The organism is Telluria sp. GW821-FHT07G12 (assembly GCF_059418525.1).
Genome location: NZ_JBWKQA010000002.1, coordinates 760012 through 785193, shown reverse-complemented (window position 1 = coordinate 785193; position 25182 = coordinate 760012). Strand labels below are relative to the sequence as shown.

Genomic DNA, 25182 nt, shown 5'->3' with positions numbered 1-25182 from the left:
TCCCGCCGTGCCAAGCCCGCCTTCGCGTGCGTGCGCGTCGGCGGGCACCTCTTTCTTCCTAATTTACCAGTGGATCAGGCGTGTAGCCTTACGCCGCGGCTCAGCATGTCCGCCAGCCCCTGCTGCGACAGCGCCGGGCTGAAATAATAGCCCTGCATCTGGTCGCAGTCGTGGTCGCGCAGGAAGGTCAGCTGCTCGTGGGTCTCGACGCCCTCGGCGATCACCTTGAGCTTGAGACTGTGGCCCAGTGCGATGATGGCGCGCGTGATCACCAGGTGGCCGTCGGCGGCGACGTCGCCGAGGAAGGAGCGGTCGATCTTGATGTGGTCGACCGGGAAGGCCTGCAACTGGCTCAGGCTCGAATAGCCGGTGCCGAAATCGTCGATCGACAGCCGCACCCCGAGCTTCTTGAGCCGGGCCATGACTTCCTTGGCCTCCTCGGGGCGCTCCATCAGCAGACTTTCGGTCACTTCCAGCTCCAGGCAGGCCGGCGCGACGCCGTGGCGGCGCAGGCTGTCCGCCAGACGGTCGACGAACTGGCGCTGGCGCAGCTGGCGCAGCGACAGGTTGACCGATATGACGAAGTCGTGGATGCCCAGCGCATTCAGGGACTGCAGCGCGCCGCAGGCTTCGTCGATCACCCACTCGCCCAGCGGCACGATGAGGCCGGTCTGCTCGGCCACCGGGATGAAGCTGTCCGGCCCCATCAGGCCGTGTTCCGGATGGTTCCAGCGCACCAGCGCCTCGGCGCCCACCATCCTGCCGCTGCGCAGGTCGACCTTGGGCTGGTAGTCCAGCACCATCTCGTGGTTGCCGATCGCGCGGCCCAGGCTGGCCTCGAGCAGCAGGTGCTCGTGCACCAGGCGGTTCAATTCGGTCGAGAAGAACTGGCAGTTGTTCTTGCCCAGGCTCTTGGCGTGGTACATGGCGGCGTCGGCGGCGCGCATCACCTTGTCGACCGAGCTGCCGTCGCGCGGGAACAGCGCCACCCCGATGCTGGTGCCGGACACTACCTCCTTGCCCTCGATGAGCATGGGCCGCCCGACGCTGCGGCGCACCCGCTCGACCAGGTCGCCCACCTGCTCCGCGCTGTCCTGGTTGCAGATCACGAGCACGAATTCGTCGCCGCCGACCCGCGCCACCGTGTCTTCCTCGCGCATGGTGGCGCGAAGGCGCTCGGCGGTTTCGCGCAGCACGGCATCGCCGACGTCGTGGCCCAGGTTGTCGTTGATGTGCTTGAAGTTGTCGAGGTCCATGAAGGCCAGCGCGCCCTGCGTGTGGTTGCGCACCGCGTGCTGGATCGCCTGCTTGAGCCGCTCCTGCAGCAGGGTGCGGTTCGCCAGCCCGGTCAGCGGATCGTGGTGGGCCAGGTGATGCAGGCGGCGCTCGTAATGGCGGGCCTCGGTGACGTCGTTGATGACGGCCACGAAGTGCGTGACTTCGCCGTCGGCGTTCATCACCGGGTCGATGCGCAGGTCGTTGTAGAACACCTCGCCGTTCTTGCGGGCGTTGCGCAGCACCGAGCGCACGCTCTGGTGCTTGCGCAGGGCCTCGTGGATTCGCCGGTGCTCCCCGGCGTCAAAGCCTTCGATGCGCATGAAGCGCGGGTCGCGTCCCTTGATCTCTGCCAGCGAATAGCCGGTGATGCGTTCGAAAGCCGGGTTCACGTACTCGATGCGGTTGTTCGGGCCGTCGCAACAGGTGATGCAGATCGCGTTCACGCTGGCGAAGATGGCGCGCTCGCGCACCTTCAGGACGTGTTCCGCTTCCTTGCGCATGGTGATATCCAGCCCGGTGCCGAACACGCAAGGCAGGCTGCCGACACTGGTGCGGGCACACTGGAACAGGTAACTGGTGCGCTTGCCCTTACGGCCGATCAGCTCCGCTTCGTGCCAGGACGAGCCCTGTTCGAAGGCGTCCAGGATCTTCTGCACGATGGCGGCGCGGTGGGACTCGTCGAAGAAGTACTTGACCTCGATGGTCGGCAGCTCCTCGCTGGGCATCTCCAGTGCTTCCTCGAGCTGGTGGTTCCACAGCAGCAGGCGGCCGCTCTGGTCGACCACGTAGAACACGCAGGGCAGGCCTTCGATGACGTCGTTGATCGGCAGGTCCTGGATCAGCGCATAGCGCGAGGGCGCCGTGACGCCGCGCGGCACCACGATGACGCTGTAGCTGCCCGGCTGTTCGGGATCCAGCGACTGCGGCGCCACCGTCACGCGCACGGGCACGCGGCGGCCGTCGGCGCATACCAGGCTGCCGACGCTGTCCTGGTCGACGCGGGCCTGGATCGATGCGTCCTTGCCCGCGCTGTCCTCGAATTCCACCAGATCGCCGAGCGTACGGCCGCGCATCTCCGCCGCAGTGTAGCCGGCGAGCTTTTCGCAAGCCCGATTCCAGCTTGTGATCGCGCCGCTGGCGTCGGCGACAAAGACCGCGAGCGGCAGTGGAGACAGATTCAATTCGTTCTCCTGGCACGGACTACCCGGGACGACCATCATACGCCGCCACAGCGGTGTTGGCGCGCGATACGCGTCCCGGACCGCGCTAGCGCCCCATCCAGCCCAGCAGCAAGGGCACCAGCCAGGGCGCGAAGATTGCCGTCAGCACGCCGTTAAGCCCCATGCCGAGACCGGCATAGGCGCCCATCTCCGGGCTGACCTGGAAGGCGCGCGCGGTGCCGATGCCGTGCGCGGCGACGCCCAGCGCCAGGCCGCGCGCCGCATGGGATTCGACGCGCAGGGCGTTCAGCAGGAAGCGCGCGGTGATGGCGCCGAAGATGCCGGTGCCGATCACCAGCACCGCGGTCAGCGCCGGGATCCCGCCCAGGTGTTCCGATACCGCCATCGCGATCGGCGTGGTGGCCGACTTGGGCGCGATGGTGCGCGCCAGTTCGGGCGAGGCGCCCAGCATGACGGCTACCACGACCGCCGTCACAATCGCCGCCACGCAGCCGCACACCAGCGCGCAGGCGAGCGGGAACAGGCTGCGGCGCAGGCGCGGCACCTGGCGCGCGAGCGGCACGGCGAGCGCCACCGTGGCGGGCCCGAGCAGGAAGTGGACGAACTGGGCGCCGGCAAAGTAGCGCTGGTAGGACATGCCGCTGGCCACCAGCACCAGGCTGATGAGGGCAATCGCGATCGCCACCGGGTTCGCCAGCGGCGACATGCCGCAGCGCGCATACACCCAGTGCGCGAACACATAGGCGCACAGGGTCAGCGTCAGGCCCAGCAGCGGCGAGGCGGACAGGTAGACCCAGAAGTGGGTGAGCTCGTCGAAACTCAGTTCATTGAAACTAAGCACTGCCGCCTTCTTCCTTCGAAGGCTTCGTACGCGGCGTCAGGCCCTGCAGGACCAGGGCCGTGACGGCCAGCGTGACCAGGGTGCTGGCCACCACCGAGGCCCCGATCGCCAGCCACTGGCCGCTGCCGCTGGCAGCCGCCACGACGATGCCGACTCCGGCGGGCACGAACAAGAGGGACAGGTGGCGCAGCAGCTCGCTGGCGCCGGACTCGACGACGTCCTGCAGGCGCGGAACGGCCACCAGGGCGGCCAGCAGGAGCAGCATGCCGGTCACGGGGCCGGGCACCGGCCAGCCAAACAGGAACACCAGGCCTTCGCCCAGACATTGGAACACCAGCAGGACGGCAAACGCTTGCAGCAAGATTTTCTCCGGATCGGGTCGATCCGGCGAGGATAGCAGAACTATCAGAAGCGGCGGGTCAGGCTCAACACCATGGAGCGGCGGCCGGCGCTCGCGGCCCAGGGACGGCTGTCGGCGCGCACGTTGCCGGTGCTGTAGCGGTCGTAGACCCCGGTGCCGCCGGCGCCGCCGATCGCGCGGGTCAGGTTCACGGCCACGGTCCAGCCGCCTTCCAGCCGGGTGCTCAGGCCGGCGGCAAGATCGCGCCAGTTCCACACGCCGTTGCCGCTGCCGGCCACGCGGCCATCGCCGGCGTGCAGCTTGAGCAGCAGTCCCGGGCCGAACTCGTGCTTCGCGCCGAGATCGAGATAACCCGTGCCGCGCGCATCCGCCACGCCGAAGAAGTCGCGGGTGAAGGTGTAGTTGTACTTGGCGTAGAGCGTCTTCCAGCTCAGGCCCGCCGTCAGTTCGCCGTAGTCGAAACCGATGCTGCTGCCCTGCACCCGCGCGCCCGGATAGTGATACCAGGTGGCGCGGGCGCTGTAGCCGAAGTCGCCGACGGCGCGGCTGTAGCCGGCGTAGACGTCCATCTCGACCGAGCCGTTGTCGATGAAGCGATTGTCCACGGTCGAGGTCCAGGCGCCGGCGCGCCAGCCATCTTGGCGCACGTAGTCGACGCCCGCCTGCAGCGCGGGCCGGCCCCAGCTCTGGCGGATGCCGCGCGAGACGTATTGCGAGGCGACGGTCACGCGCGCGCTCAGGGGCGCAGGTGCGAGAGCGGATTCGATGGCGGCGGCATAGGGCCCGTTATTGGCGTCAGTGGCATGGGCTAGCGGCGAAGCAACCGCCAGCAGCAGGGCTGCGCAGGGCGCGAGCCAGTGTGCTGGATGCATGGGATTGTCCGTGTGGGGTGGCGTGGAGAGATTCCACACGGCAATTCTAGAGGGATCGGCGGCGGATTTGCGCGGATCGCCCGGGAGAATCTACCGAAAGTGAGGATATGCGGTGCGCATACAACACTTTCGGTAGTGAACAATGACAGACTGAAAAGCTAAAGTGGAATCAAGCAGCAGTCTTCAGGGCGCCGCGCTTCAGCTGATCCCGCTCCATCGACTCGAACAGCGCCTTGAAGTTACCCTCGCCAAAGCCCTCGTCGCCCTTGCGCTGGATGAATTCGAAGAACACCGGACCCAGCTGGTTTTCAGAGAAGATCTGCAGCAGCAGGCGCTTCGAACCGTCTTCCACCTTGCCGTCGACCAGCAGGCCGCGCGTTTTCAGGGCCTCGATGTCTTCGCCGTGGCCCGGCAGGCGGGCTTCCAGCATCTCGTAATAGGTTTCCGGCGGCGCGGTCATCAAGGGGATGCCGGCGGCGCGCAGGCCGTCGACGGTGGCGAAGATGTCCTCGGTCAGCAGGGCGATGTGCTGGATGCCCTCGCCGTTGAACTTCAGCAGATACTCCTCGATCTGGCCGCCGCCGGCCTGCGATTCCTCGTTCAGCGGGATGCGGATCTTGCCGTCCGGCGCCGTCATCGCCTTCGAGGTCAGGCCGGTGTACTCGCCCTGGATGTCGAAGTAGCGGATCTCGCGGAAGTTGAACAGCTTCTCGTAGAAGCCGGCCCAGTAAGTCATGCGGCCGCGGTAGACGTTGTGGGTCAGGTGGTCGATGATCTGCAGGCCGTGGCCCTTCGGATGGCGCTCCACGCCTTCGATGAATTCGAAGTCGATGTCATAGATCGACTTGCCGTCTTCGAAGCGGTCGATCAGGTACAGCGGCGCGCCGCCGATGCCCTTGATGGCCGGCAGGCGCAGCTCCATCGGGCCGGTCGGAATCTCCATCGGGATCGCACCCAGCTCCAGCGCGCGCGCATAGGCCTTGTGCGAATCCTTGACGCGGAAGGCCATGCCGCAGGCCGACGGGCCGTGCTCGGCCGCGAAATAGGCGGCGGCGCACTTCGGCTCGTTGTTGACGATGAAGTTGATCTCGCCCTGGCGGTACAGCACCACGTCCTTCGAGCGGTGCACGGCCACCTTGGTGAAGCCCAGCTTCTCGAAGATCGGCTCGAGCAGGCCCGGGGTCGGCGAAGCGAATTCCACGAACTCGAAGCCCATCAGGCCCATCGGATTCTCAAACAGGTCAGCCATTGTCTTGTCCTCTATCTCATTAATTATGTACTACTCCGCGAACACGTCCGCGATCAATCCCCGCAACCATTGCACGCCGGGGTCGTGGTTGAAGCGCCGGTGCCAGAACACGTTGGTCTGCAGGGTCGGCAGCTCCAGCGGCGGCGTTATCCATTTCAAGCCGAACGGCGCCGCGGCGCTTTCGGCCAGCTTCTGCGGCACCGTCACCACCAGGTCGCTGGCGCTCACGATATACGGCACCGCGGTGAAATGCGGCACCCTGAATCTCGCCTGGGCCGTCACGCCGGCCTTCTCGAGCAGCGCGTTGATCCGGTCGTAGGGGCTCTGGGCCGCGTCCACGATCAGATGCGTCGCCTGCACGAAGCGCGCCAGGTCCACGGTTCCCGTCGCCAGCGGATGCCCCTTGCGGAACATGCTGACGAAAGGCTGCCGGAACAGCTGGCGCTGGTACAAGGCTTCCGACACCTCCTCGAAGGCGCCGATCGCCAGGTCCACCCTGCCCGTCTCCATGTCGTCCTTCAGCGTCAGCGCATTCGCGCGCACCGAAGAAATCTCCACCGTCGGCGCGAGAGCGCGGCAACGCTCGATCAGCACCGGCATGAAGTAGACCTCACCGACGTCGGTCATCGCCAGCGTGAAGCGGCGCGTGCTCGTGCCTGGCTCGAAGCGGCTGCGCTGGCTCAGCGCCAGGGCCACCTGGGCCATCGCGGCGCCGATCGGCTCGGCCATCTGCTGCGCCAGCGGCGTCGGCTGCATGCCGTGCGCGGTCCGCACGAACAATTCGTCGCCGAAGGTGCGGCGCAGGCGCGCCAGCGCATTGCTGACGGCGGACTGGGTCAGGCCGAGGCGGCGCGCCGCGCCCGAAATCTGGCGCTCGCGGTAGACCTCCTGAAACACGGACAACAGGTTCAGGTCGATGCTAGACGGTTCGATCATGCGCTCGATAGTCTTATTGATGTAATGAATAGTCTACATTTTTATATTCATCTCGTAAAATTGGCTGGTCTCCTCTACAGTGACAAAAACGTCACACCGATCACCAGGAGATTGCATTGACCCACGGATACATGTCCGGCTTCGCCAACGAGTTCGCCACCGAAGCCCTGCCCGGCGCCCTGCCGGCGCACCGCAACTCGCCGCAGCGCGTGGCTTACGGCCTGTACGCCGAGCAGATCTCCGGCACGGCCTTCACCGCCGCGCGCAGCCACAACCGCCGCTCCTGGCTGTACCGGATCCGCCCTGCGGCCATGCACGGGGCCTTCAAGCCGGTCGAACGCACCCGCATCGTCGCTTCGTTCGACGGCCTTGCGGCCTCGCCCAACCAGATGCGCTGGAGCCCGCTGCCCATGCCCGATGCACCGACCGACTTCGTCGAAGGCCTGGTGACCATGGCCGGCAACGGCTCGCCGGGCGCGATGGCAGGCTGCGCCATCCACCTGTACGCCGCCAACCAGCCGATGAAGGGCCGCTATTTCTACAGCGCCGACGGCGAACTGCTGATCGTGCCGCAGCAGGGCCGCCTGTCCATCGCCACCGAACTGGGCCTCTTGGCGATCGAGCCGCAAGAGATTGCCGTGATCCCGCGCGGCGTGCGCTTTGCCGTCGACCTGCCGGACGGTGCGGCGCGCGGCTACATCTGCGAGAACTTCGGCGCCCTGCTGCGCCTGCCGGACCTGGGCCCGATCGGCTCCAACGGCCTGGCGAATCCGCGCGATTTCCTGTCGCCGGTGGCGCGTTACGAGGATGTCGAGGGCGATTTCGAACTGCTGGCCAAATTCGGCGGCAGGCTGTGGTCGGCGCCTATCAAGCATTCGCCGCTGGACGTGGTGGCCTGGCACGGCAACTATGCGCCGTACAAATACGACCTGCGCCACTTCAACACCATCGGCTCGATCAGCTACGACCACCCGGACCCGTCGATTTTCCTGGTGCTGCATTCGCCCACCAGCACGCCGGGCGTCGACGACCTCGACTTCGTGATCTTCCCGCCGCGCTGGCTGGTGGGCGAAGACACCTTCCGCCCGCCCTGGTTCCACCGCAACGTTGCCAGCGAATTCATGGGCCTGATCCACGGCGCCTACGATGCCAAGGCGGAGGGCTTCGTGCCGGGCGGTGCCAGCCTGCACAACTGCATGAGCGGCCACGGCCCGGACGCCTCGACCTTCGACAAGGCCAGCAGCGCGGATACCTCGAAGCCGCACAAGGTGACGGATACGATGGCATTCATGTTCGAGACCCGCACGCCGATCGCGGCGACCGACCATGCGCTGAATTCGCCGCAGCTGCAGGCGAATTACCAGGATTGCTGGGCCGGGATCGGCAAGCATTTCTCGCCAAATCAGCCCTAAAACCTTGAATAACGGCTGAGGTCAATCGTGCGCGAGTTGGCGCACGATTGCCGCCGTGCGATGATCAGGCCGACAACCGACAGGACCTGCATGGCCGACATCATCATCATTCTTGCCCTTATTTTGCTCAACGGCATCTTCGCGATGTCGGAGCTGGCCGTGGTCTCGGCCAAACGCATGCGTCTCGAAAAGATGGCGCTCGACGGCAGCACCGGCGCCCGCAGCGCCATCAAACTGAACGACGATCCCAGCCGCTTCCTCTCCACCGTCCAGGTGGGCATCACCCTGATCAGCATCTTCAACGGCGCCTTCGGCGAAGCCTCGCTGGTGGCGCGCCTGGCGCCCAGCCTGACGGCGATGGGCATGGCCGAGAGCTATGCGCGGCCGGTCGCCCTCACCATCGTGGTGGTGGCGATCACCTTCGCCTCCATCGTGCTGGGCGAACTGGTTCCCAAGCGCATCGCCATCCTTTACCCGGAAGTGCTGGCCTCGCGCGTGGCGCGCCCGCTGCGCCAGCTGTCGCGCCTGATGCACCCCTTCGTGCAGCTGCTGTCGCTGACCACCGACTTCATCATGCGCCTGCTCGGCATGCGCCACCACAAGGACGAGACGCCGACCGAGGAAGAAGTCACCGGCATGATCAAGGAGAGCACCGACGCCGGCGTGTTCGAGAAGGCCGAATACGACATCGCGGCGCGCGCCCTGCGCCTCGACGACTGGCACCTGCGCGCCCTGATGACGCCGCGCGTCGACCTCGAATTCCTCGACCTTGGCGAGCCGCTGGAAGTCAACCTGGCGCGACTGGCCGAGATTCCCTACGCCCGCTTCCCGGTCTACCGCGGCGACCGTTCCCAGGTGCTGGGCATCGTCAACGTGCGCGACCTGTTCCGCCAGGCGATCCGCAAGGGCTCGCTGCAGCAGATCGACATCGAGGCCGAGCTCGACGTGCCGCTCTACGTGCCGGAATCCGTGAGTGCCATCGACCTGCTCGAGCAGCTCAAGAAGAACCACGCGGAACTCGCGATGGTCGTCGACGAGTACGGCGAGATCCAGGGCATGATCACGCTCACCGACGTCATGACGGCCCTGGTCGGCGAAGTGCCGGCGGTGGAGGACGAGGAAGCGCCGGACGCGGTGCAGCGCGAAGACGGCAGCTGGCTGGTCGACGGCGGCATGGTGCTCGACCGCTTCCGCTACCTGACCGGCGCCGCGTTGAAATTCCCCGACGAAGGCGACGACGCCTACCACACGCTGGCCGGCTTCATCCTCTACCAGCTCGGCTACATTCCGAAGCCCGGCGAAACCCTGGACTGGGAAGGCTGGCGCTTCGAAGTCGTGGACATGGACGGCAACCGCATCGACCGGCTGCTGGTGATGCCGGCGAGGCCTGCCGCCACCTGAACCTCAACCCACAAGGAGGTCACATGCAGGTCAACAAGCTCATCGCCGCTGCCCTCGTGACGGCATCGGCAACAGCCGCAGCGCAGGACTCCAAACCCCAGGTCACACCCGCCGGCGAGGCCAAGGCGCCCAAGACACGCGCGCTGGAAGCCGGCGCCAAACTCCTGCAGCGCAATGCGCCGCTGGCGAAGTTTGACATCTACCTGAACGGATTCCACCCGATGAAGGACCAGCCGGACCAGCAGGTCGAGGCCCACCACTTCTGCCGCCAGGTCAACGAAGACCTGGCCCAGTGCGCCCTGTTCGACGGCAACACGGCCACCGCCAACCTGAACGGCATCGAATACATCATCTCCGAAAAGCTGTTCAACACCCTGCCCCAGGAAGAGCGCCGCTTCTGGCATCCGCACAACGGCGAAATCCTCAGCGGCCAGCTGGTCGCGCCCGGCATCCCGGACGCCGCCGAGCATGAGCTCATGAAAAAGAAGATGAATAGCTACGGCAAGACCTGGCACGTCTGGAACACGGGCGCCAACGGCAAGGAAGGCGACAGCCTGCCGCTGGGCCCGGCGATGCTGGCCTGGTCCTTTAACCGCGACGGCGAGATGCTGCCCAACCTGCAGGAGGAGCGCGACACCCGCATGAAGATCCGGACAGCGGAAAAGCGCAAGAAACGCGCGGACCTGGGCAAGCTGGCCAGGCCGCAGTCGGGCGTGGACGACCTGAAGGGCAAGTTCGGGCGCGCCAGCCAGGAGATTCCAGGCGTCAGCGACAGCCGAACCCAGCAATAGTCTATTGAATTATATAATATAGTTTGATAGACTGAAGCCATGAAAGACGATATCCGTTCCACGCCGGACTTCGATCCGGCCGCCATGCGTGCGGCGGCGGGCCGTGCCGGCGCGCTGCTGAAGGCGCTCGCCAACCCCGACCGCCTGCTCCTGCTGTGCCAGCTCACTCGGGGCGAACAGCGGGTCGGCGAGCTCGAAAGCGCACTCGGCATGCGCCAGCCTTCGCTGTCCCAGCAGCTGGGCGTGCTGCGCCAGGAGGGCCTGGTCGCCACCCGCCGCGAAGGCAAGCAGATCTATTACAGCATCGCCAGCGACGAAGCGCTGGCCGTGATGCAGCTGCTGTACCAGCTTTATTGCAAGCAGGAGGAATCGGCATGAACATCGACTGGCTTCACTTTACCCCGCTGGCCTCGCTGGCCGGCGGCCTGCTGATCGGCCTCGGCGCCGCCCTGCTGCTGCTCGCCAACGGCCGCATCGCCGGCATCAGCGGCATTGCCGGCGGCCTGCTGCGGCCTGCGCGCGGCGACATCGGCTGGCGCCTGGCCTTTTTGCTTGGTCTGCTCGCTGCGCCGCTGATCTGGCTGGCGATGCAGGCCATGCCGCCGGCCCAGATCGACCACTCGCCGGCACTGCTGGCGGTAGCCGGGCTGCTGGTCGGCATCGGCACCCGCTTTGGCTCCGGCTGCACCAGCGGCCACGGCGTCTGCGGCATCGCCCGCGCATCAAAGCGCTCGCTGGCGGCGACAGCCTGCTTCATGTTGGCCGGTTTCGCCACCGTTTTCGTGATCCGTCACGTTTTAGGATGATGCCATGCCCATGCTGACTGCCTTTATCGCCGGCCTGCTGTTCGGCTCCGGCCTGATCCTGTCCGGGATGAGCAATCCCGCCAAGGTGCTGGCCTTCCTTGACGTCGCCGGGCGCTGGGATCCCTCGCTCGTATTCGTGATGGTCGGCGCGATCCTGGTCGCCGCCATCGCCTTCCGCATCGGCGGCGCGCGTGCCCGCACCGTCTTCGGCGGCACCATCCACATGCCCGGCGCCGCGCGCGTCGACGGCCGGCTGCTGCTGGGCGCCGCCATCTTCGGCGTCGGCTGGGGCCTGGTCGGCTACTGTCCCGGCCCGGCACTGACCAGCCTGGGCGTGGGCGGCTGGCCGACGCTGCTGTTCGTGGCCGCCATGATCGCCGGGATGGCCGTGTTCGAAGTCAGCGAGCGCATCGCGGCCTGGCGCGCGTCCCGCCTGCACCCCGCAACGGAGGCCCCATGAAGCGGAGCGAAGTCCTGATTGCCGGCGCCGGCCCCACCGGCCTGGCCCTTGCGCTCTACCTCACCCGCCAGGGCGTCGACGTGCGCATCGTCGACAAGACCGCGGCGCCGGGAACGACCTCGCGCGCGGTCGCGGTACAGGCGCGGACGCTCGAGCTCTACGGCCAGATCGGCCTTGCCGGCGAAGTGGTCGCACAGGGGCACATCAACCCTGCCATCAGCCTCTGGGTCAAGGGCGAACGCCGCGCCCATGTGTCCTTCAGCGACGCCGGCGCCACCCTGACGCCCTATCCCTACGTCCTCATGTACCCCCAAGACCGGCACGAGCGCCTGCTGGTCGAGCATCTGCAGCAGATGGGTGTCGAGGTCGAGCGCGAGACCGAGATGCTGTATTTCGAGCAGGAGGACGGCCACATCGTGATACGCCTGCGCGGGCCGGACGGCAGGGAGGAAACCTGCGAAACTCTGTTCCTGGCCGGCTGCGACGGCGCCCATTCGCCGGTCCGTCACGCGGTCGGGGCGAGTTTCGAAGGTGGCACCTACGACCAGCTGTTCTACGTGGCCGACGTCAGGACCACGGGCGGGCCCACCAATGGGGAAATCCATATCGCACTCGACGACGCCGACTTCCTGGCCCTGTTCTCCTATTCGAACGATGGAAGCGGACGCCTGATCGGCACGATACGCGACGAGCGCGCAGCGCATCCCGAAGCGCTCGGCTTCGACGACGTCCGCGGGCGCGCCCTGCACAACCTCGGCCTGGAGGTGGCCGAAGTCAACTGGTTCTCGACCTACAAGGTGCATCACCGCGTTACGGACCACTACCGCCACGGCCGCGTGTTCCTGCTCGGCGACGCCGCCCACATCCACAGCCCGGCCGGCGGCCAGGGCATGAACACCGGGATCGGCGATGCGATCAACCTGGCCTGGAAGCTGAAGGCCGTGCTGCGCGGCGAAGCGGACGACAGCCTGCTCGACAGCTACGAAACCGAGAGGATCGCCTTCGCACGCACGCTGGTCGAAACCACGGACCGCCTGTTCACCTTTGTCAGCGCCGAAGGCAGCTTTGCAAACTTCGTCCGCACCCGTATCGCACCGCTGTTCGTCAGCGCCGCCTACAGCGTCGACGCGGTCAAGGAATTCATGTTCCGCGTGATCTCGCAGTGCATGGTGAATTACCATCACAGCCCGCTGAGCGGCACGGCCGCCGGCAAGGTGAAGGGCGGCGACCGCTTGCCGTGGGCGGCCGGCGCGGCCATCGACAACTTCGCGCCGACCGGCACGGTGGACTGGCAGGTGCACGTGTACGGCGCCGCCACCGACGCGTTGTCGGGCTGGTGCCACCATGCGGGGCTGCCGCTGCACGTGTTCGACTGGGAGCGCGCGCACGAGCACGCGGGCCTGGCGCGCGATACGGCTTACCTGGTGCGGCCGGACGGCTATGTGGGCTGCGCGGATGCGGGCGGGAAGCCGGAGGCACTGCAGCGTTACTTCCGTGAGATCGGCTACCGGCGCTTCGCAAGCTGACCGTCATCCCCGCGAAAGCGGGAACGACGGCGGTATCTTGCCGGTATGGCCCCGCCATGGCACTATGCGCCTCTATCCAACCTGTATAGACATCGGCATGAACCCCATCCAGCTCTTCGACCCCGTCTCCTCGACCTTCACCTACATCATCGCCGGCCCCGGCGACAAGGAAGCGGCGATCATCGACCCGGTCGACCAGCACTGGGAGCGCGATCTCGCCCACATCGAGCGCCTCGGCCTGCGCCTGGCCTACATCCTCGAGACCCATGCCCACGCCGACCACGTTACCTCGGCCGGCCGCCTGTGCGCGCTGACCGGCGCCAAGGCCGCGGTGCCGAGCGGCTGCGGCATCCCGCCGGCCGAACTGCAGCTGCGCGACGGCGACACCGTCCGCTTCGGCAAGATTGAGGAGATCGCGGTGCTGCACACGCCCGGCCACACGGCGGGCAGCATGTGCTACGTCTGGCGAGGGAACGTCTTCACCGGCGACACTCTGCTGATCGACGGCTGCGGCCGCACCGACTTCCAGGGCGGCAGCGCGGAGGCACTGTACGACAGCGTCACCGGCAAGCTGTTCGGCCTGCCCGACGAGACCAAGGTCTGGCCTGGCCACGACTATAAGGGACAGTCCGTATCGACCATCGGCTGGGAGAAAAAAAACAACGCGCGCCTGGCGAACCGGACGCGCGCTGATTTCGTTGCACTGATGGGGCAGCTGAATTTGCCCCGGCCGAAGCTGATCGACGTCGCCGTGCCGGCAAACCGCAATCTGGGTTTGCCGCACAGCGTGTAATTACATACCCGGGCCGCCGCCACCGCCACCGAATCCGCCTGGACCACCGGGGCCGCCAGGTCCGCCCGGCGGCGGGCCACCGCGCCAGCCGCCTTCACGTCCTTCCCCGCCCTCGCCGCGCTGCCGCTGCCCGCCGCCCTGGAAGCCGCCGAAGCGGTAGGACAAGCCGATGAAAGCGGTACGCCCTGCGTAGCGGGTAATCGTGTGCTGCTTCAGGTACTGGGTGTCGGTAATCGTCTCCATCTTCTGCGAACGGAACACGTCGTTGACGTTGAATACCAGGCTCAGGGTCTGCGTCAGCGAGCGTTTGTAGCTGAGATTCATGGTCGACATAGGCTCGCGGTAGCCCGTGCCCGCCAGCGTCTTGCCCTGCGCATTCACCATTACCTGCAACACGTCCTGAGGCGTGAGCTGGTACTGGATGCGCCCGCGCGCGGTCAGCGAGGTGGCGGAGCGCTTGTACTCAGCGCCGGTGATGTCGATCTGTTGCTGCTCCGTGAACGCGAGGTTGCCGCTGGTCGTGATCGTCAGCTTGGGCGTGAGCTTGCCGTTCAAGGTGAACTCGAGGCCGCCGGCGCGATTGCTGCCGCCGTTCTCAAGCGTCGTCAGCAGCACCGTATCGCTGACCGCAAGCTGGCGACTGCGAATCATGTCGCGATCGACGCGGTAATAGGCGCGCAGGTTGGCGTTCAGCTGGCCCGCCTTGGTCTCGTAGCCGATCTCGAAGGAGTCGGTCTGCACCGGTTTCAGCTTCGGATTGCCGCTCGACTCGTTCAGCTCGTCCTGGTAGACCACGAAGGGATTCAGCTGCTGCCCGGTGGCGCGGCGGATCCGGTGCGCGTAGGCGAAGCGCAGATTGGTCGTGTCGTTCAGCTTGTAGGTCGCGAACGCGCTCGGAATCCAGTTCATGTAGCTGTTCGTCACGCTGGTGCCAGTCGTGATCTGGTCCAGGTCCATGTGGGTGTGCTCGGTCCGCAGGCCGACCAGCGCGCCCCAGCGTTCGTTGACCTTCCACTGGTAGGAACCGTACAGCGCCGCGTCGCGCTCGTTGACCTCGAAGGCATTCGTGAGGCGTACGTTGGCGAGTTCGGCGGCGGTGACCGGGTCGAGGTCGAAGTAGCGGTTGTCGAACTGGCTGTCGGTGTCGATGATCTTGTAGCCGAGCTTGACGATCGCGCCGCTGTCGAGCGGCCTCTCGTAATCGCCCGTGTAATCGACGATCCTGACCTTGGTCGCACCGTATTGCTGGCTGGTCGAATCGACACCCGAGAATGGAAAACGCGGATCGAGCGAGCGCGGCGGGGACAGGAAGTAATCGTTGACCGAGCGCGACTGGCTGTCGGTGTCGCTGTTCGATACGCGCAGGTCCATGCGGAACAACTCGCCGATTTTCTCGCCCTTGTGATCCCAGCGCGCGCCCCAGTTGGAACCAGTGGTGTCGCCGCTGCTTTTGGCGCTGCGGAGGTAATCGCTGTACGCTACCCCGTTATTCGCGGTCGTATAGCGGTTCTGGTTGAGGTTATCGGTATCGCGCTTCTGATAGCCGAGGCTGGCCTCCAGGGTGTCATCCTGGCCGAGGTTGTATGTCACCTGGCCGGCGAAGCCCGCCATGTCGTTCAGTCCGGTCCGCGAACCGGTCTGGCTGGTGTGCTGGTCGACGCCGGTGCGCGGATCGATGCGGTCGCGATCGCTTTCGGTGGTCGTGTCGCGGCCGTCGTGACGCACGAAGACGCGGCCCTGCATGCCCCAGCGTCCGCTGTTGTAGCCGCCGCCCAGCGTCGAGTTGTAGCGGCCTGCGCTGCCATAGTTGGCGTTCACCGTGCCCTGGCCGCCCGGACGGCGCGTGCGCTTCATCACCAGGTTTAGGATCGGTCCGCCGCCGCCCTCGTTGCCGAATTCGGCGCCCGGGTTGTTGATGACCTCGATCGAATCGATGTCTTCGGCCGGCATCGCCTGCAGCATCTGGCCGCGGCCCTCGCCTTGCAGCATAGCCGAGGGCTTGCCGTCGACCAGGATCTGGACATTCGTATTCCCGCGCAAGGAGACCGTGCCATCCGGATCGACGCCGACCGAGGGCACCTTGGCGAGCGCGTCGGCCGCGCTGTCGTTCGAGGTGCTGACATCGGTCTTGGGGTCGTAGACCTGGCGGTCAATGCGGTTCGTCTGGCGTTCGCCGACCACGTTCACGGCCTGGATCTTGCCGTCGGTCGTGGCCTGGCCGGAGGTGGCGGCGCCATTCGATGCCGGGCTGGCCGCCTGTGCCGCGGCGCCTTCGGCAGTTTGCGCCAGTGCCGGCTGCAGCGCGACCAGGTCGCACAGGGCCAGGCCGAGGGCCAGGTAATGCGCGCGGCGGCGCCGGGACGCACCACCGGTGCGCTTGCGTGGGGAGTGGTTCATTTGATTGTTGTAGGCGTCGAACGTGTCTCGGAATCGCCGACCGGGCGCCATGCCGGGCGAACGAAGCGTGAAGCATACCTGAACGCCCGAAAAAGTTGCCGAGACTTACAACTCTTTGCACATGTCAATACAGCATGGGAATACCCGACGCTCGGATAATCTCCCCCACGCGTCAGGCATCGATTATTATTGCTGTCTTTAAAGCAATACGTTCAAAGGCGGGAACCGATGGCGCTCCACGAAAATCACCTCAAGCGCGGCCTCAAGAGCCGGCACATCCAGCTGATCGCCCTCGGCGGCGCCATCGGCACCGGCCTGTTCCTCGGCGTTGCCGAGACAGTCAAGATGGCGGGGCCCTCGATCCTGCTGGGCTACGCGGTGGCCGGCCTGGTCGCCTTCCTGATCATGCGCCAGCTGAGCGAGATGATGGTCGACGAACCGGTGGCCGGCTCGTTCAGCCACTTCGCCGACAAATACTGCGGCCGCTTCGCCGGCTTCCTGACGGGGTGGAACTACTGGGTGCTGTATGTGCTGGTCAGCATGGCCGAGCTGTCGGCGGTCGGCATCTACGTCCAGTACTGGTTCCCCGAGATTCCGACCTGGGTGTCGGCGCTGGGCTGCTTCGTGTTCGCCAACGCGATCAGCATGTTCAATGTGCGTGCCTTCGGCGAGACCGAGTTCTGGTTCGCGGTGATCAAGGTGGTCGCCATCGTTGCGATGATTTTGTATGGCGTGTTTTTACTTTTCACCGGCGGCGCCGGTCCGCAGGCGGGCGTGGCCAATCTGTGGCAGCACGGCGGCTTCTTCGCGCATGGCGTTGAAGGCCTGGTGATGTCGATGGCGGTGCTGATGTTCTCCTTTGGCGGACTGGAGGTCATCGGCATCACCGCGGCGGAAGCGGACAACCCGTCGAAGTCGATCCCGAAGGCGACCAACCAGGCGCTGTGGCGCATCTTGGTGTTTTATGTCGGCTCGCTGGCGGTGCTGCTGTCGCTCTATCCGTGGGACCAGATCAAGCCTGGCGCCAGCCCGTTCGTGCTGATCTTCAAGGCGCTCGATGCCGGCGTCGTGGCGCACGTGCTGAACCTGGTGGTGCTGACGGCGGCGGTGTCGGTCTATAACAGCTGCGTGTATTCGAACAGCCGCATGATGTATGGCCTGGCGACCCAGGGGCATGCGCCGCGTGCGCTGCTGAAGGTGAATGAGCGTGGGGTGCCGCTGGTGTCGCTGGGCGTGTCCGCTGTGGCGACCATCATCTGCGTGGCGGTCAATTATGCGCTGCCGGGCAAGGCGCTGGGCATGCTGATGGGCCTGGCCGTGGCCGGGATGATGATCAACTGGGCGATGATCAGCTGGAGCCATCTGCGCTTCCGTCAAGCGAAGGCGGCGCAGGGGTTCAAACCGGTGTTCGGCAGCCCGTTTTATCCGGTGACGAACTGGCTTTGCCTGGCGTTTTTGGCTGGGATTTTGGTGATCATGTTCCTGACGCCGGGCATGCAGGTGTCGGTTTATTTGATTCCGGTGTGGCTGCTGGCGCTGGGCATAGGCTATCGCATGAGCGAGCGCAGGAAGCTCGTGGCAAGCAGCGCATCGTGAAGCAAGCGGCCCTCGCCTGCCTCGCCATGCTCGCGCTGACGGTGTCGGGCTGCGCGCGGCATGCCGACGCGCCGCCGGCCGCGAAGCCGCCGGCCACGAAGCCTACAGCGGGATTCGATGGCCTCCATCTCGAGCGTACCGCATGCTTCGGCGAGTGCCCGGTGTACCAGCTGGACATCGCCAAGGACGGATCCGGCACCTTCACCGGCAAGGAATTCGTCAAGTCGAAGGGCGTGCACGACGTCCGGCTCAGCCCGGGGGACGTCGCCCTGATGTCGGCGGTGGTGGACCGGTCCGGTTTCGCGTCGTGGAAGACCAGCTACCTGTCCGCCGAGGATGGATGTACCACCATGTACACCGACAATCCCTCCGTGACAATCAGCGTCACCAACAGCGCAAAGACAAAGACGGTGACGCTCTACCAGGGCTGTGGCGGGCCTGCCGTCCCCACCGAGGCCGTGAACTGGCTGGCGGAGACCATCGATTTCCTGGCCAATATTCGCCCGCTCACTTTTATTCCCCGATGATGCGCAGGTGATCGATCGCGAGGACGTTGCCCTGTGCCGCAGCCTTGGCATACCAGCGCCGCGCTTCATCCATATCGCGGGGAATCTGCTTTCCGCTTTCGTACTTTTTCGCCAGCGATATCTGCGCCATGGGCTCCCCACCCTCTGCAGCGGCCGTCATCAGCTTCAGGGCTGCGGCACGGTCTTCGTCGGTCTTGGCCCGCGATTCGATGATAGCGCTGAGCACATACCGCGCTTGCGCATCGCCATCGAGAGCAGCCTGCTTGAGCTTCGCGAGCGTCTTTCCGTTCGACGGATCGATCGTCCACAGATACTGCACAGTCATCCACATGGTCACCGCCTGGCCACTCACAATTCCGGGCGTATGGTGGCATTTGCGGAAGACTTGCAGGGCAGCTTGGTCCAAGGCCGCCGACCCGCTGGAGAGCAGGATCTTCGAATCGAGTACGGCGCCGTTTTCATCCACCTGAAGGCCGACGAAGACCATGCCTTCCTCGCTGTTCCTCAAGGCCGACTTCGGGTAGGAAGGAAAACCGCATTGCTTGAAGTCGATCGTCGGTAGCTTGTACTGCACTCCCTCGGCAATCGCAAGGCTGCTGGTGAAATACAAGCCCGCGGCAAGAACGAAAGCCGATGTGATCCGTTTCATGGGGCGCTCGCTGGTCGAGTGGTCGAAATAGCAATCATAAAGTATTGTCAACACCGCGACAAACTTTGCGTAGGCGGAATCAGGCGCCCTTATCCTCGCCAGCGTCGAACGCCTCGCCAGTCTCAAAGAAGTGCCCGCCCGCGACGTAATGGATGCTGCGCTTGCCGCCCTCCACCATCTTCCAGTGCGCGCCGTCGAACACCTCCGGATCGGCCCAGGCAGCCACCACTTCGCCCAGGAACAAGTCATACGCCTGCTGGATATGCGGCTCCGGGATTAGCCTGCACTCCAGCCAGCCCAGGCAACCCTCGACCAGCGGCGCCTGCACCTTTGAGCCCGGAGCGGTAGCGATGCCATGCGCCACGAACTTGTCGATATCGCTGCCCGACTCGTTCCCGACATCCACCGTCAGCCGCGCCTGCGTCCGCGAAGGAATATTCAGCACGAACTCGCCCGACGCCTCGATCAGCCCGCGCGTAAAAGTGGATTTGTCGATCACCACCGCCACCTTGGGCGGGTCGAAGTCCAGCGGCATCGACCACGCCGCGGACATGATGTTCGACTGCCCGCCGTGATGGCTGGTGACGATCACGGTCGGGCCGTGATTCATCAGGCGGTAGGCTTTGCTTAACTCGACGGGTACGCGCTCGGCCATCAATGCCCCGGCATCACCAGCAACTGCAGCCCGGACGGCGTCTGCGCCGCATGATAAACCCGCTGCGTCGCCGCCTTGAAATCCTCCGGCTTCGCCTTCGGAATCGACGTGAAGGTCTGCGGATTCAGGTCGATCAGCGGGAACCAGGAGCTCTGCACCTGCACCATGATGCGGTGGCCGCGGCGGAAGGTGTGGTTGACATCGCCCAGGTGGTAGCTGATCGCCTCGACCTTGCCCGGCACGAAAGGCTCGGGCTTCTCGAAGCTGTTGCGGAACTTGCCGCGCAGCGGATTGCCGCGGACCAGCTGCTGGAAGCCTGCCAGGCTGGTCTCCGGCGCACCGACGTCCTTGCCGCGCGCGCCGCGCTCACCGGCGGGATACTCGGCCGGATAGACGTCGATCAGCTTGACGACCCAGTCGGCGTCGGTGCCGGTGGTCGAGACGAACAGCTTCGGCGTGACCGGGCCGGCCACTGTGACGTCTTCTTCCAGCACCTCGGACTGGTAGGTCAGCACATCCGGACGGGTGGAGGCGAAGCGCTGGTCGGACACCATGTACTCCTGCGGCACGTGGGTCGAGGCGTAGCCGATGTAGGGCACGGGCTTCTTCGGATCCGACACGTATTCGTCGTACTCGGCCCCGCCGACAGGCTGGGTCCAGCTCAAGCGCCCGCCTGCACCGAAGTACAGCGTGCGCGCCTTGGCCTGCACCGGCGGCCAGGCCGTGTACTGGCGCCAGACGTTGGAGCCGGTCTCGAAGGCCGTCACCTCGGCGATCGGCCGATTCGGCTTCACGCCCTTCAGGTGCTGCTCGAAGAACGGGAACTGGATCTGGGTGCGGAAGTACTCGCCGGTCTTGCTGTCGAAGCGCACGTGGCCCAGCTGCTGGCCGTCGTAGCGCGCCCAGCCGCCGTGCACCCAGGGGCCCATCACCAGGCCGCTGAACGTGGTCGGGTTGTACTTCTTGACCGCGTTGTAGGTCGTGAACGGGCCTTGCGGGTCTTCGGCGTCGAACCAGCCGCCCACGGTCAGCACGGCCGCCTTGACGTTCTTCAGGTGGCGGGAAATGTCGCGGGTCTGCCAGAATTGGTCGTAGGTGTCGTGCTCGATGGTCGGCGCCAGGTAGGCGCGCTGGCCGTCGGTGAGCGTGCCCAGGATGTTGGGCATGGTCTGGTGCTTCAGGAAGAAGTCGTAGGCGTCTGCGGCGCCGTAGTCGAAGCTCTCGCGGTTCTTCGGGCCGGTGGTCGGGTTTTTCTGCTCGACGAAGTTGGCGTAGAAGCCGAAGTTCGCCGCCAGCATGAACGCGCCGCCGTGATAGGAGTCGTCGCCCATGTACAGGTCGGTCACCGGCGCCTGCGGGGATGCCGCCTTGATCGACGGGTGCGAGTCGATGATGCTGGCCGCGGTGTAGAAGCCTGGATAGCTGATGCCGTAGATGCCGGCCTTGCCGTTGTTGTTGGGGACGTGCTTGAGCAGCCATTCCATGGTGTCGTACATGTCCTGGCTTTCCTGGCCCTCGCCCGCCGCGCGCTTGGCATTCAGGTGCGGGGTCATTTCGACCCACTTCCCTTCCGACATGTAGCGGCCGCGCACGTCCTGCTTGACGAAGATGTAGCCGGCGTCCTCGAACTCCTTCGACGGGCCGATCGAGGTCGGGAACCAGTCTTCGCCGTAGCGCAGCTCGCCGTCCGCGTAGACGCCCGAACTATAAGGCGTGCGGTTCAGCAGGAAGGGATAGCTCTTGGACGCATCCTTCGGCACGTAGACCACCGTGAACAGCTTCGTCCCGTCGCGCATCGGGATGCGGTACTCGTACTTGGTGTAGAGCGCGCGCAGGTCGCGCTGCGCCGCGGGCGCATCGGCGGCCGTTTCACCGGCCGTGGCAGCGGCGGCCGTGGTGCCGGCATGGGCGCCGGCGGCAAAAGCGAGGGACAGCGACAGCGCAATGATCGAAAGGCGGCAGGCGTTCATGGGGTCCTTGGCGGAATGACAAAACCGCCAGTATAAGGTCGATGATTTGTGACTGCCACTCAAAAATACTTCGACAGGTAATACGCGCCTGAATCCGGGAACACGGTCGCCACGCGCAGTCCCTGCAGCTTGGGCAGCAGCTGCGCAATCCCGGCGACGACGCAGCCGCTGGAACCGCCCGCCAGGATGCCCTCCTTCTGCGCCAGGCGCCGGCACCAGTCGAGCGCATCCTCGTCCCGCACCTGCACCACGTCGTCGACCGCTGCCGGGTCGAAGCTCCGCGAGGGCTGGCGCTTGCCGACGCCTTCGATCGCGGACTTGAAGTCCCCTTCCGGGAGACGGTCGGTCACCAGCTTGCGGTAGGCCGAGTTCACGGGCTCGACGCCGATCACGCGCACCTGCTTATTCTGTTCCTTCAGGTAGCGGCCAATGCCGGAGATGGTGCCGCCCGAGCCGACGCCGCACACGAACACGTCGACCTCGCCGGCCAGCTGGCGCCACAGCTCCGGGCCGGTGTCGCGGTAATGGGCTTCGCGGTTCAGCGGTGTGCAGTACTGGTCGAGGTAGTGGGCGTCGTTCTCGCTGACCAGGCGTTCGGCCGCGGCGTGGTAATCGTCGGGCGCACACAGGTGGACCGCGGCGCCGTAGGCCGCGATGCGCTTGACCTTCTCGCTGCTGGTGGTGTCCGGAACCGTGACGTCGCAGCGCAGTCCCATCACGGCGCTGGCCATCGCGAGCGCCGCGCCGGTGTTCCCGGACGAGCTTTCGACCACGTGGGTCGCACTGTCCGGCATATGGCGCAGCATGTGCCGCACCATGCGGTCCTTGATGCTGCCGCCCGGGTTCATGTACTCCAGTTTGGCGACCACGTTCGCCGCCGGGAAGATCCTGCCCAACCTGACAACCGGCGTCTCGCCGATTGCTTCCATCACCGATGCTTTGACTTGGGATTGCACGCTTTGCTTCCTTGAGAGATTGCCACAAGGAAACGTTAGCACGACCAGATTTTTCCCGGCGCTAGATTGGCAATCGTGCAAAGAGACGCTCAGGCGCGCTTGCCGGTCCTCACGTGTTCGTCGACAGCCGCCAGCACCGCGTGCTTCAGCTGCATGTCGGTGAAGGGCTTGGTCAGCACCCGCGCCGCCATGTCGGACGCGCCCGCCACCAGGCTGCCGTAGCCGGACGCGAACACCAGCGCCACGCCGGGGTGGGCGGCGACGATACGGCGCGCCAGGCTGAGGCCATCCTGGTCCGGCAGGCTGTAGTCGACCACGGCGGCGTCGAAGCGTTCGCGCCCGAGGATGTCCATGGCGGCGGCCGCGGACGGCGCCTCGGCGACACGGTAGCCGGCGGCTTCCAGGATGTCGCGGTACAGCTCACGGGCCTGGGCATCGTCTTCGATCAGCAGCACGCGCAGGCCGTCCGGACTGATGTCGCGCGCAGCCTTGGCGCTTGGCGCCGCCGCGGCCTGCTGCTCCTGCCCGCCCAGCATCTGGCGCACCTTGGCGGCCAGCTTCTCGCGGCGATAGGGTTTACTGAGCAGCTCCACGCCCGGGTCGAGGCGGCCGCCGTGGATGATCGCGTTCTGCGTATAGCCCGAGGTGTACAGCACCTTCAGGTTGGGCAGCATGGCCTTGGCCTGGCGCGCCATCTCGGTGCTCTTGATCTTGCCCGGCATGACGACGTCGGTGAACATCAGGTCGCAGCGCACGCCGGCGCGCAGCACGGCCAGCGCCATCTCGGCGTTATCGGCACGCAGCACCTGGTAGCCGAGTTCGGACAGCATGCCGACCACGGTGGCCTGCACGTTCAGATCGTCCTCGACCACCAGGATGGTCTCGCTGCCGCCGCGGATCTCGCCGCTCGCCGGTTCCGGCAAGGACTGCTCGGCTTCCAGCGAGCGCGGGAAGTAGGCCTTGATGGTGGTGCCGTGTCCGACCTCGCTGTAGATGCGGAAGTGGCCGCCGCTCTGCTTGACGAAGCCGAAGGCCATCGACAGGCCCAGGCCCGTGCCCTGGCCTTCGCCCTTGGTCGTGAAGAAGGGTTCGACGGCGCGCGCCAGCACCTCGGACGACATGCCGGTGCCGGTATCGCTGATCGCCAGCAGCACGTACTGCCCCGGCGGCACCTCGTGGGCCGCGCTCACATAGGTATCGTCGAGCATGGTGTTCGACAGCTCGATGGTCAGCTTGCCGCCCTGCGGCATGGCGTCGCGCGCATTGATGGCCAGGTTCAGCACCACGTTCTCGAGCTGGTGCGGGTCGATCTGCGTATTCCACAGCGAAGCCGACACCGCGGTCTCGACCTCGACGGTCTCGCCGACGGCGCGCTGCACCAGGTCTTCGAGGCCGCGCACGACACGCCCGGCGTTCAGCACCACCGGCTGCAGCGGCTGGCGGCGCGCGAAGGCCAGCAGCTGGGCCGCCAGCTTTCCGCCGCGGTCGACCGCGGACAAGGCCATGCCGAGGTGGCGCTGCGCAGCCGGGATGCCGGCCACGGTGCCGCTCAGGAGCTGCAGGCTGCCGCCGATGACTTGCAGGATGTTGTTGAAGTCATGGGCCACGCCGCCGGTCAGCTTGCCGACCGCCTCCAGGCGCTGCGAGTGCTGCAGGGCTTCGCGCGCGTCCTCGAGCTGGGTGCGCTGGGTGACGTCGCGGGTGATCTTGGCAAAGCCGACCAGCTTGCCGTCGGCGTCATGGATCGCATCGATGACGACGTTGGCGCGGAAGGTGCTGCCGTCCTTGCGCACGCGCAGGCCTTCGGCTTCGAAGCGGCCCTGCTGGCGCACCTGTTCCAGGATCCGCTCGGGCAGGCCGCTGCGGCGGTCCTCCTCAGTATAGAAACGGCTGAAATGGCTGCCGACGATTTCTTCGCTCGTATAGCCCTTGATCTTGCGCGCACCCGCGTTCCAGGTCGTGACCACGCCTTCCGGCGAGAGCATGTAGATCGCGTAGTCGACCACGCTGTCGACCAGCAGGCGGAACTGCTCCTCGGTGCGGCGCAGCGCCTCACGCGCCAGCTTCTTGTCGGTGATGTCGCGGGTGATCTTGGCGAAGCCGAACAGCTGACCGCTATCGTCGTGGATCGGGTCGATCACGACCGACGCCCAGAACTGGCTACCGTCCTTGCGCACGCGCCAGCCTTCGGCCTCGAAGCGCCCGCTTTCCAGCGCCGTATTTAGCGCGTACGCAGGGATGCCGGCGGCGCGGTCCTCATCCGTGTAGAACCGGGAAAAGTGCTGGCCCAGGATCTCCTGCTCGGTATAGCCTTTGAAGCGGCGCGCACCCGCGTTCCAGCTCGCCACCGTGCCGTCCGGGTTGAGCATGTAGATTGCGTAATCCGCCACCCGCTCGATCAGGAGCTGGGCGCGGCGCTGGGCATTGAAGTCGCTCGACATGGAGGAAGGCCTGAAAGGAATGGTGCGGCGAGTATAGCAGTGGGGGAACTGCCTGCACCGAATCGCCGCGTCTTATACAATCGT

At 65.9% G+C, this 25182-nt stretch carries 22 protein-coding genes; 10 read left to right on the top strand and 12 right to left on the bottom strand.

Going from position 1 to position 25182, the window contains the following annotated elements; genetic code table 11:
- Positions 1-74 precede the first annotated feature (74 nt).
- The 6 genes from AC07PE_RS11535 to AC07PE_RS11510 all read right to left on the bottom strand — a co-directional run bounded on the left by AC07PE_RS11535 (position 75) and on the right by AC07PE_RS11510 (position 6718).
- Positions 75-2459 (bottom strand): sensor domain-containing protein, encoded by a 2385-nt coding sequence (locus AC07PE_RS11535; RefSeq protein WP_498764357.1) that lies wholly within the window; start codon positions 2457-2459, stop codon positions 75-77.
- A gap of 85 nt (positions 2460-2544) precedes the next feature.
- Positions 2545-3300 carry an LrgB family protein gene (locus AC07PE_RS11530; RefSeq protein ID WP_498764355.1) on the bottom strand — a complete coding sequence of 252 codons (756 nt, stop codon included), beginning with the start codon at positions 3298-3300 and terminating at the stop codon, positions 2545-2547.
- The gene (locus AC07PE_RS11525) at positions 3293-3661 is read right to left on the bottom strand and encodes a CidA/LrgA family protein (RefSeq protein ID WP_498764353.1); all 369 of its coding nucleotides are present in this window, start codon (positions 3659-3661) and stop codon (positions 3293-3295) included. Before AC07PE_RS11525 ends, AC07PE_RS11530 begins: the two co-directional genes overlap by 8 nt.
- A gap of 44 nt (positions 3662-3705) precedes the next feature.
- Positions 3706-4533: a TorF family putative porin gene (locus tag AC07PE_RS11520; RefSeq protein ID WP_498764351.1), complete on the bottom strand. Its 828-nt coding sequence runs from the start codon at positions 4531-4533 to the stop codon at positions 3706-3708.
- Positions 4534-4702: 169 nt separating this feature from the next.
- The gene (hppD, locus tag AC07PE_RS11515) at positions 4703-5782 is read right to left on the bottom strand and encodes a 4-hydroxyphenylpyruvate dioxygenase (RefSeq protein WP_498764349.1); all 1080 of its coding nucleotides are present in this window, start codon (positions 5780-5782) and stop codon (positions 4703-4705) included.
- 30 nt (positions 5783-5812) lie between these two features.
- The gene (locus tag AC07PE_RS11510; protein WP_498764347.1) at positions 5813-6718 is read right to left on the bottom strand and encodes a LysR family transcriptional regulator; all 906 of its coding nucleotides are present in this window, start codon (positions 6716-6718) and stop codon (positions 5813-5815) included.
- Positions 6719-6849: 131 nt separating this feature from the next.
- On the opposite strand from AC07PE_RS11510, the gene hmgA reads away from it, so the two are divergent.
- From hmgA to AC07PE_RS11470, 8 genes are all read left to right on the top strand, one after another.
- Positions 6850-8130 carry a homogentisate 1,2-dioxygenase gene (hmgA, locus tag AC07PE_RS11505; RefSeq protein WP_498764770.1) on the top strand — a complete coding sequence of 427 codons (1281 nt, stop codon included), beginning with the start codon at positions 6850-6852 and terminating at the stop codon, positions 8128-8130.
- Positions 8131-8220: 90 nt separating this feature from the next.
- Complete coding sequence (locus AC07PE_RS11500) at positions 8221-9531, top strand: hemolysin family protein (RefSeq protein WP_498764346.1); 1311 nt, start codon at positions 8221-8223, stop codon at positions 9529-9531.
- Between the two features lie 23 nt (positions 9532-9554).
- On the top strand, positions 9555-10322 hold the full coding sequence (locus tag AC07PE_RS11495) for an OBAP family protein (protein WP_498764344.1): 768 nt from the start codon (positions 9555-9557) through the stop codon (positions 10320-10322).
- 39 nt (positions 10323-10361) lie between these two features.
- Positions 10362-10700 (top strand): ArsR/SmtB family transcription factor, encoded by a 339-nt coding sequence (locus AC07PE_RS11490; RefSeq protein WP_498764342.1) that lies wholly within the window; start codon positions 10362-10364, stop codon positions 10698-10700.
- Complete coding sequence (locus tag AC07PE_RS11485; protein WP_498764340.1) at positions 10697-11128, top strand: YeeE/YedE family protein; 432 nt, start codon at positions 10697-10699, stop codon at positions 11126-11128. Before AC07PE_RS11490 ends, AC07PE_RS11485 begins: the two co-directional genes overlap by 4 nt.
- Before the next feature lie 4 nt (positions 11129-11132).
- Positions 11133-11588: a DUF6691 family protein gene (locus AC07PE_RS11480; protein WP_498764338.1), complete on the top strand. Its 456-nt coding sequence runs from the start codon at positions 11133-11135 to the stop codon at positions 11586-11588.
- Positions 11585-13114 carry an FAD-dependent monooxygenase gene (locus AC07PE_RS11475; protein WP_498764336.1) on the top strand — a complete coding sequence of 510 codons (1530 nt, stop codon included), beginning with the start codon at positions 11585-11587 and terminating at the stop codon, positions 13112-13114. Before AC07PE_RS11480 ends, AC07PE_RS11475 begins: the two co-directional genes overlap by 4 nt.
- Positions 13115-13211: 97 nt before the next feature.
- The gene (locus tag AC07PE_RS11470) at positions 13212-13907 is read left to right on the top strand and encodes an MBL fold metallo-hydrolase (protein WP_498764334.1); all 696 of its coding nucleotides are present in this window, start codon (positions 13212-13214) and stop codon (positions 13905-13907) included.
- On the opposite strand, the gene AC07PE_RS11465 is transcribed toward AC07PE_RS11470, so the two are convergent.
- Positions 13908-16304, bottom strand: a complete 2397-nt coding sequence (locus tag AC07PE_RS11465) for a TonB-dependent receptor domain-containing protein (protein WP_498764332.1) — start codon at positions 16302-16304, stop codon at positions 13908-13910.
- Between the two features lie 228 nt (positions 16305-16532).
- On the opposite strand from AC07PE_RS11465, the gene AC07PE_RS11460 reads away from it, so the two are divergent.
- Together AC07PE_RS11460 and AC07PE_RS11455 are read left to right on the top strand one after the other, a co-directional pair.
- Complete coding sequence (locus AC07PE_RS11460) at positions 16533-17900, top strand: amino acid permease (protein ID WP_498764330.1); 1368 nt, start codon at positions 16533-16535, stop codon at positions 17898-17900.
- Positions 17897-18427, top strand: coding sequence for a DUF6438 domain-containing protein (locus tag AC07PE_RS11455; protein WP_498764328.1), 531 nt, complete (start codon positions 17897-17899; stop codon positions 18425-18427). The genes AC07PE_RS11460 and AC07PE_RS11455 overlap by 4 nt, the downstream gene beginning before the upstream one ends.
- Here the strand turns inward: AC07PE_RS11455 and AC07PE_RS11450 are convergent.
- From AC07PE_RS11450 to AC07PE_RS11430, 5 genes are all read right to left on the bottom strand, one after another.
- Positions 18414-19076 carry a TonB family protein gene (locus AC07PE_RS11450; RefSeq protein ID WP_498764326.1) on the bottom strand — a complete coding sequence of 221 codons (663 nt, stop codon included), beginning with the start codon at positions 19074-19076 and terminating at the stop codon, positions 18414-18416. The genes AC07PE_RS11455 and AC07PE_RS11450 overlap by 14 nt on opposite strands.
- Before the next feature lie 79 nt (positions 19077-19155).
- On the bottom strand, positions 19156-19731 hold the full coding sequence (locus AC07PE_RS11445) for a flavin reductase family protein (RefSeq protein ID WP_498764324.1): 576 nt from the start codon (positions 19729-19731) through the stop codon (positions 19156-19158).
- Entirely contained in the window at positions 19731-21701 is a 1971-nt protein-coding gene (locus tag AC07PE_RS11440) for a CocE/NonD family hydrolase (protein WP_498764320.1), read from the bottom strand. The genes AC07PE_RS11445 and AC07PE_RS11440 overlap by 1 nt, the downstream gene beginning before the upstream one ends.
- A gap of 59 nt (positions 21702-21760) precedes the next feature.
- Entirely contained in the window at positions 21761-22657 is an 897-nt protein-coding gene (locus tag AC07PE_RS11435; RefSeq protein WP_498764318.1) for a PLP-dependent cysteine synthase family protein, read from the bottom strand.
- A gap of 89 nt (positions 22658-22746) precedes the next feature.
- Positions 22747-25098, bottom strand: a complete 2352-nt coding sequence (locus AC07PE_RS11430; RefSeq protein WP_498764316.1) for a hybrid sensor histidine kinase/response regulator — start codon at positions 25096-25098, stop codon at positions 22747-22749.
- Positions 25099-25182: the final 84 nt, after the last annotated feature.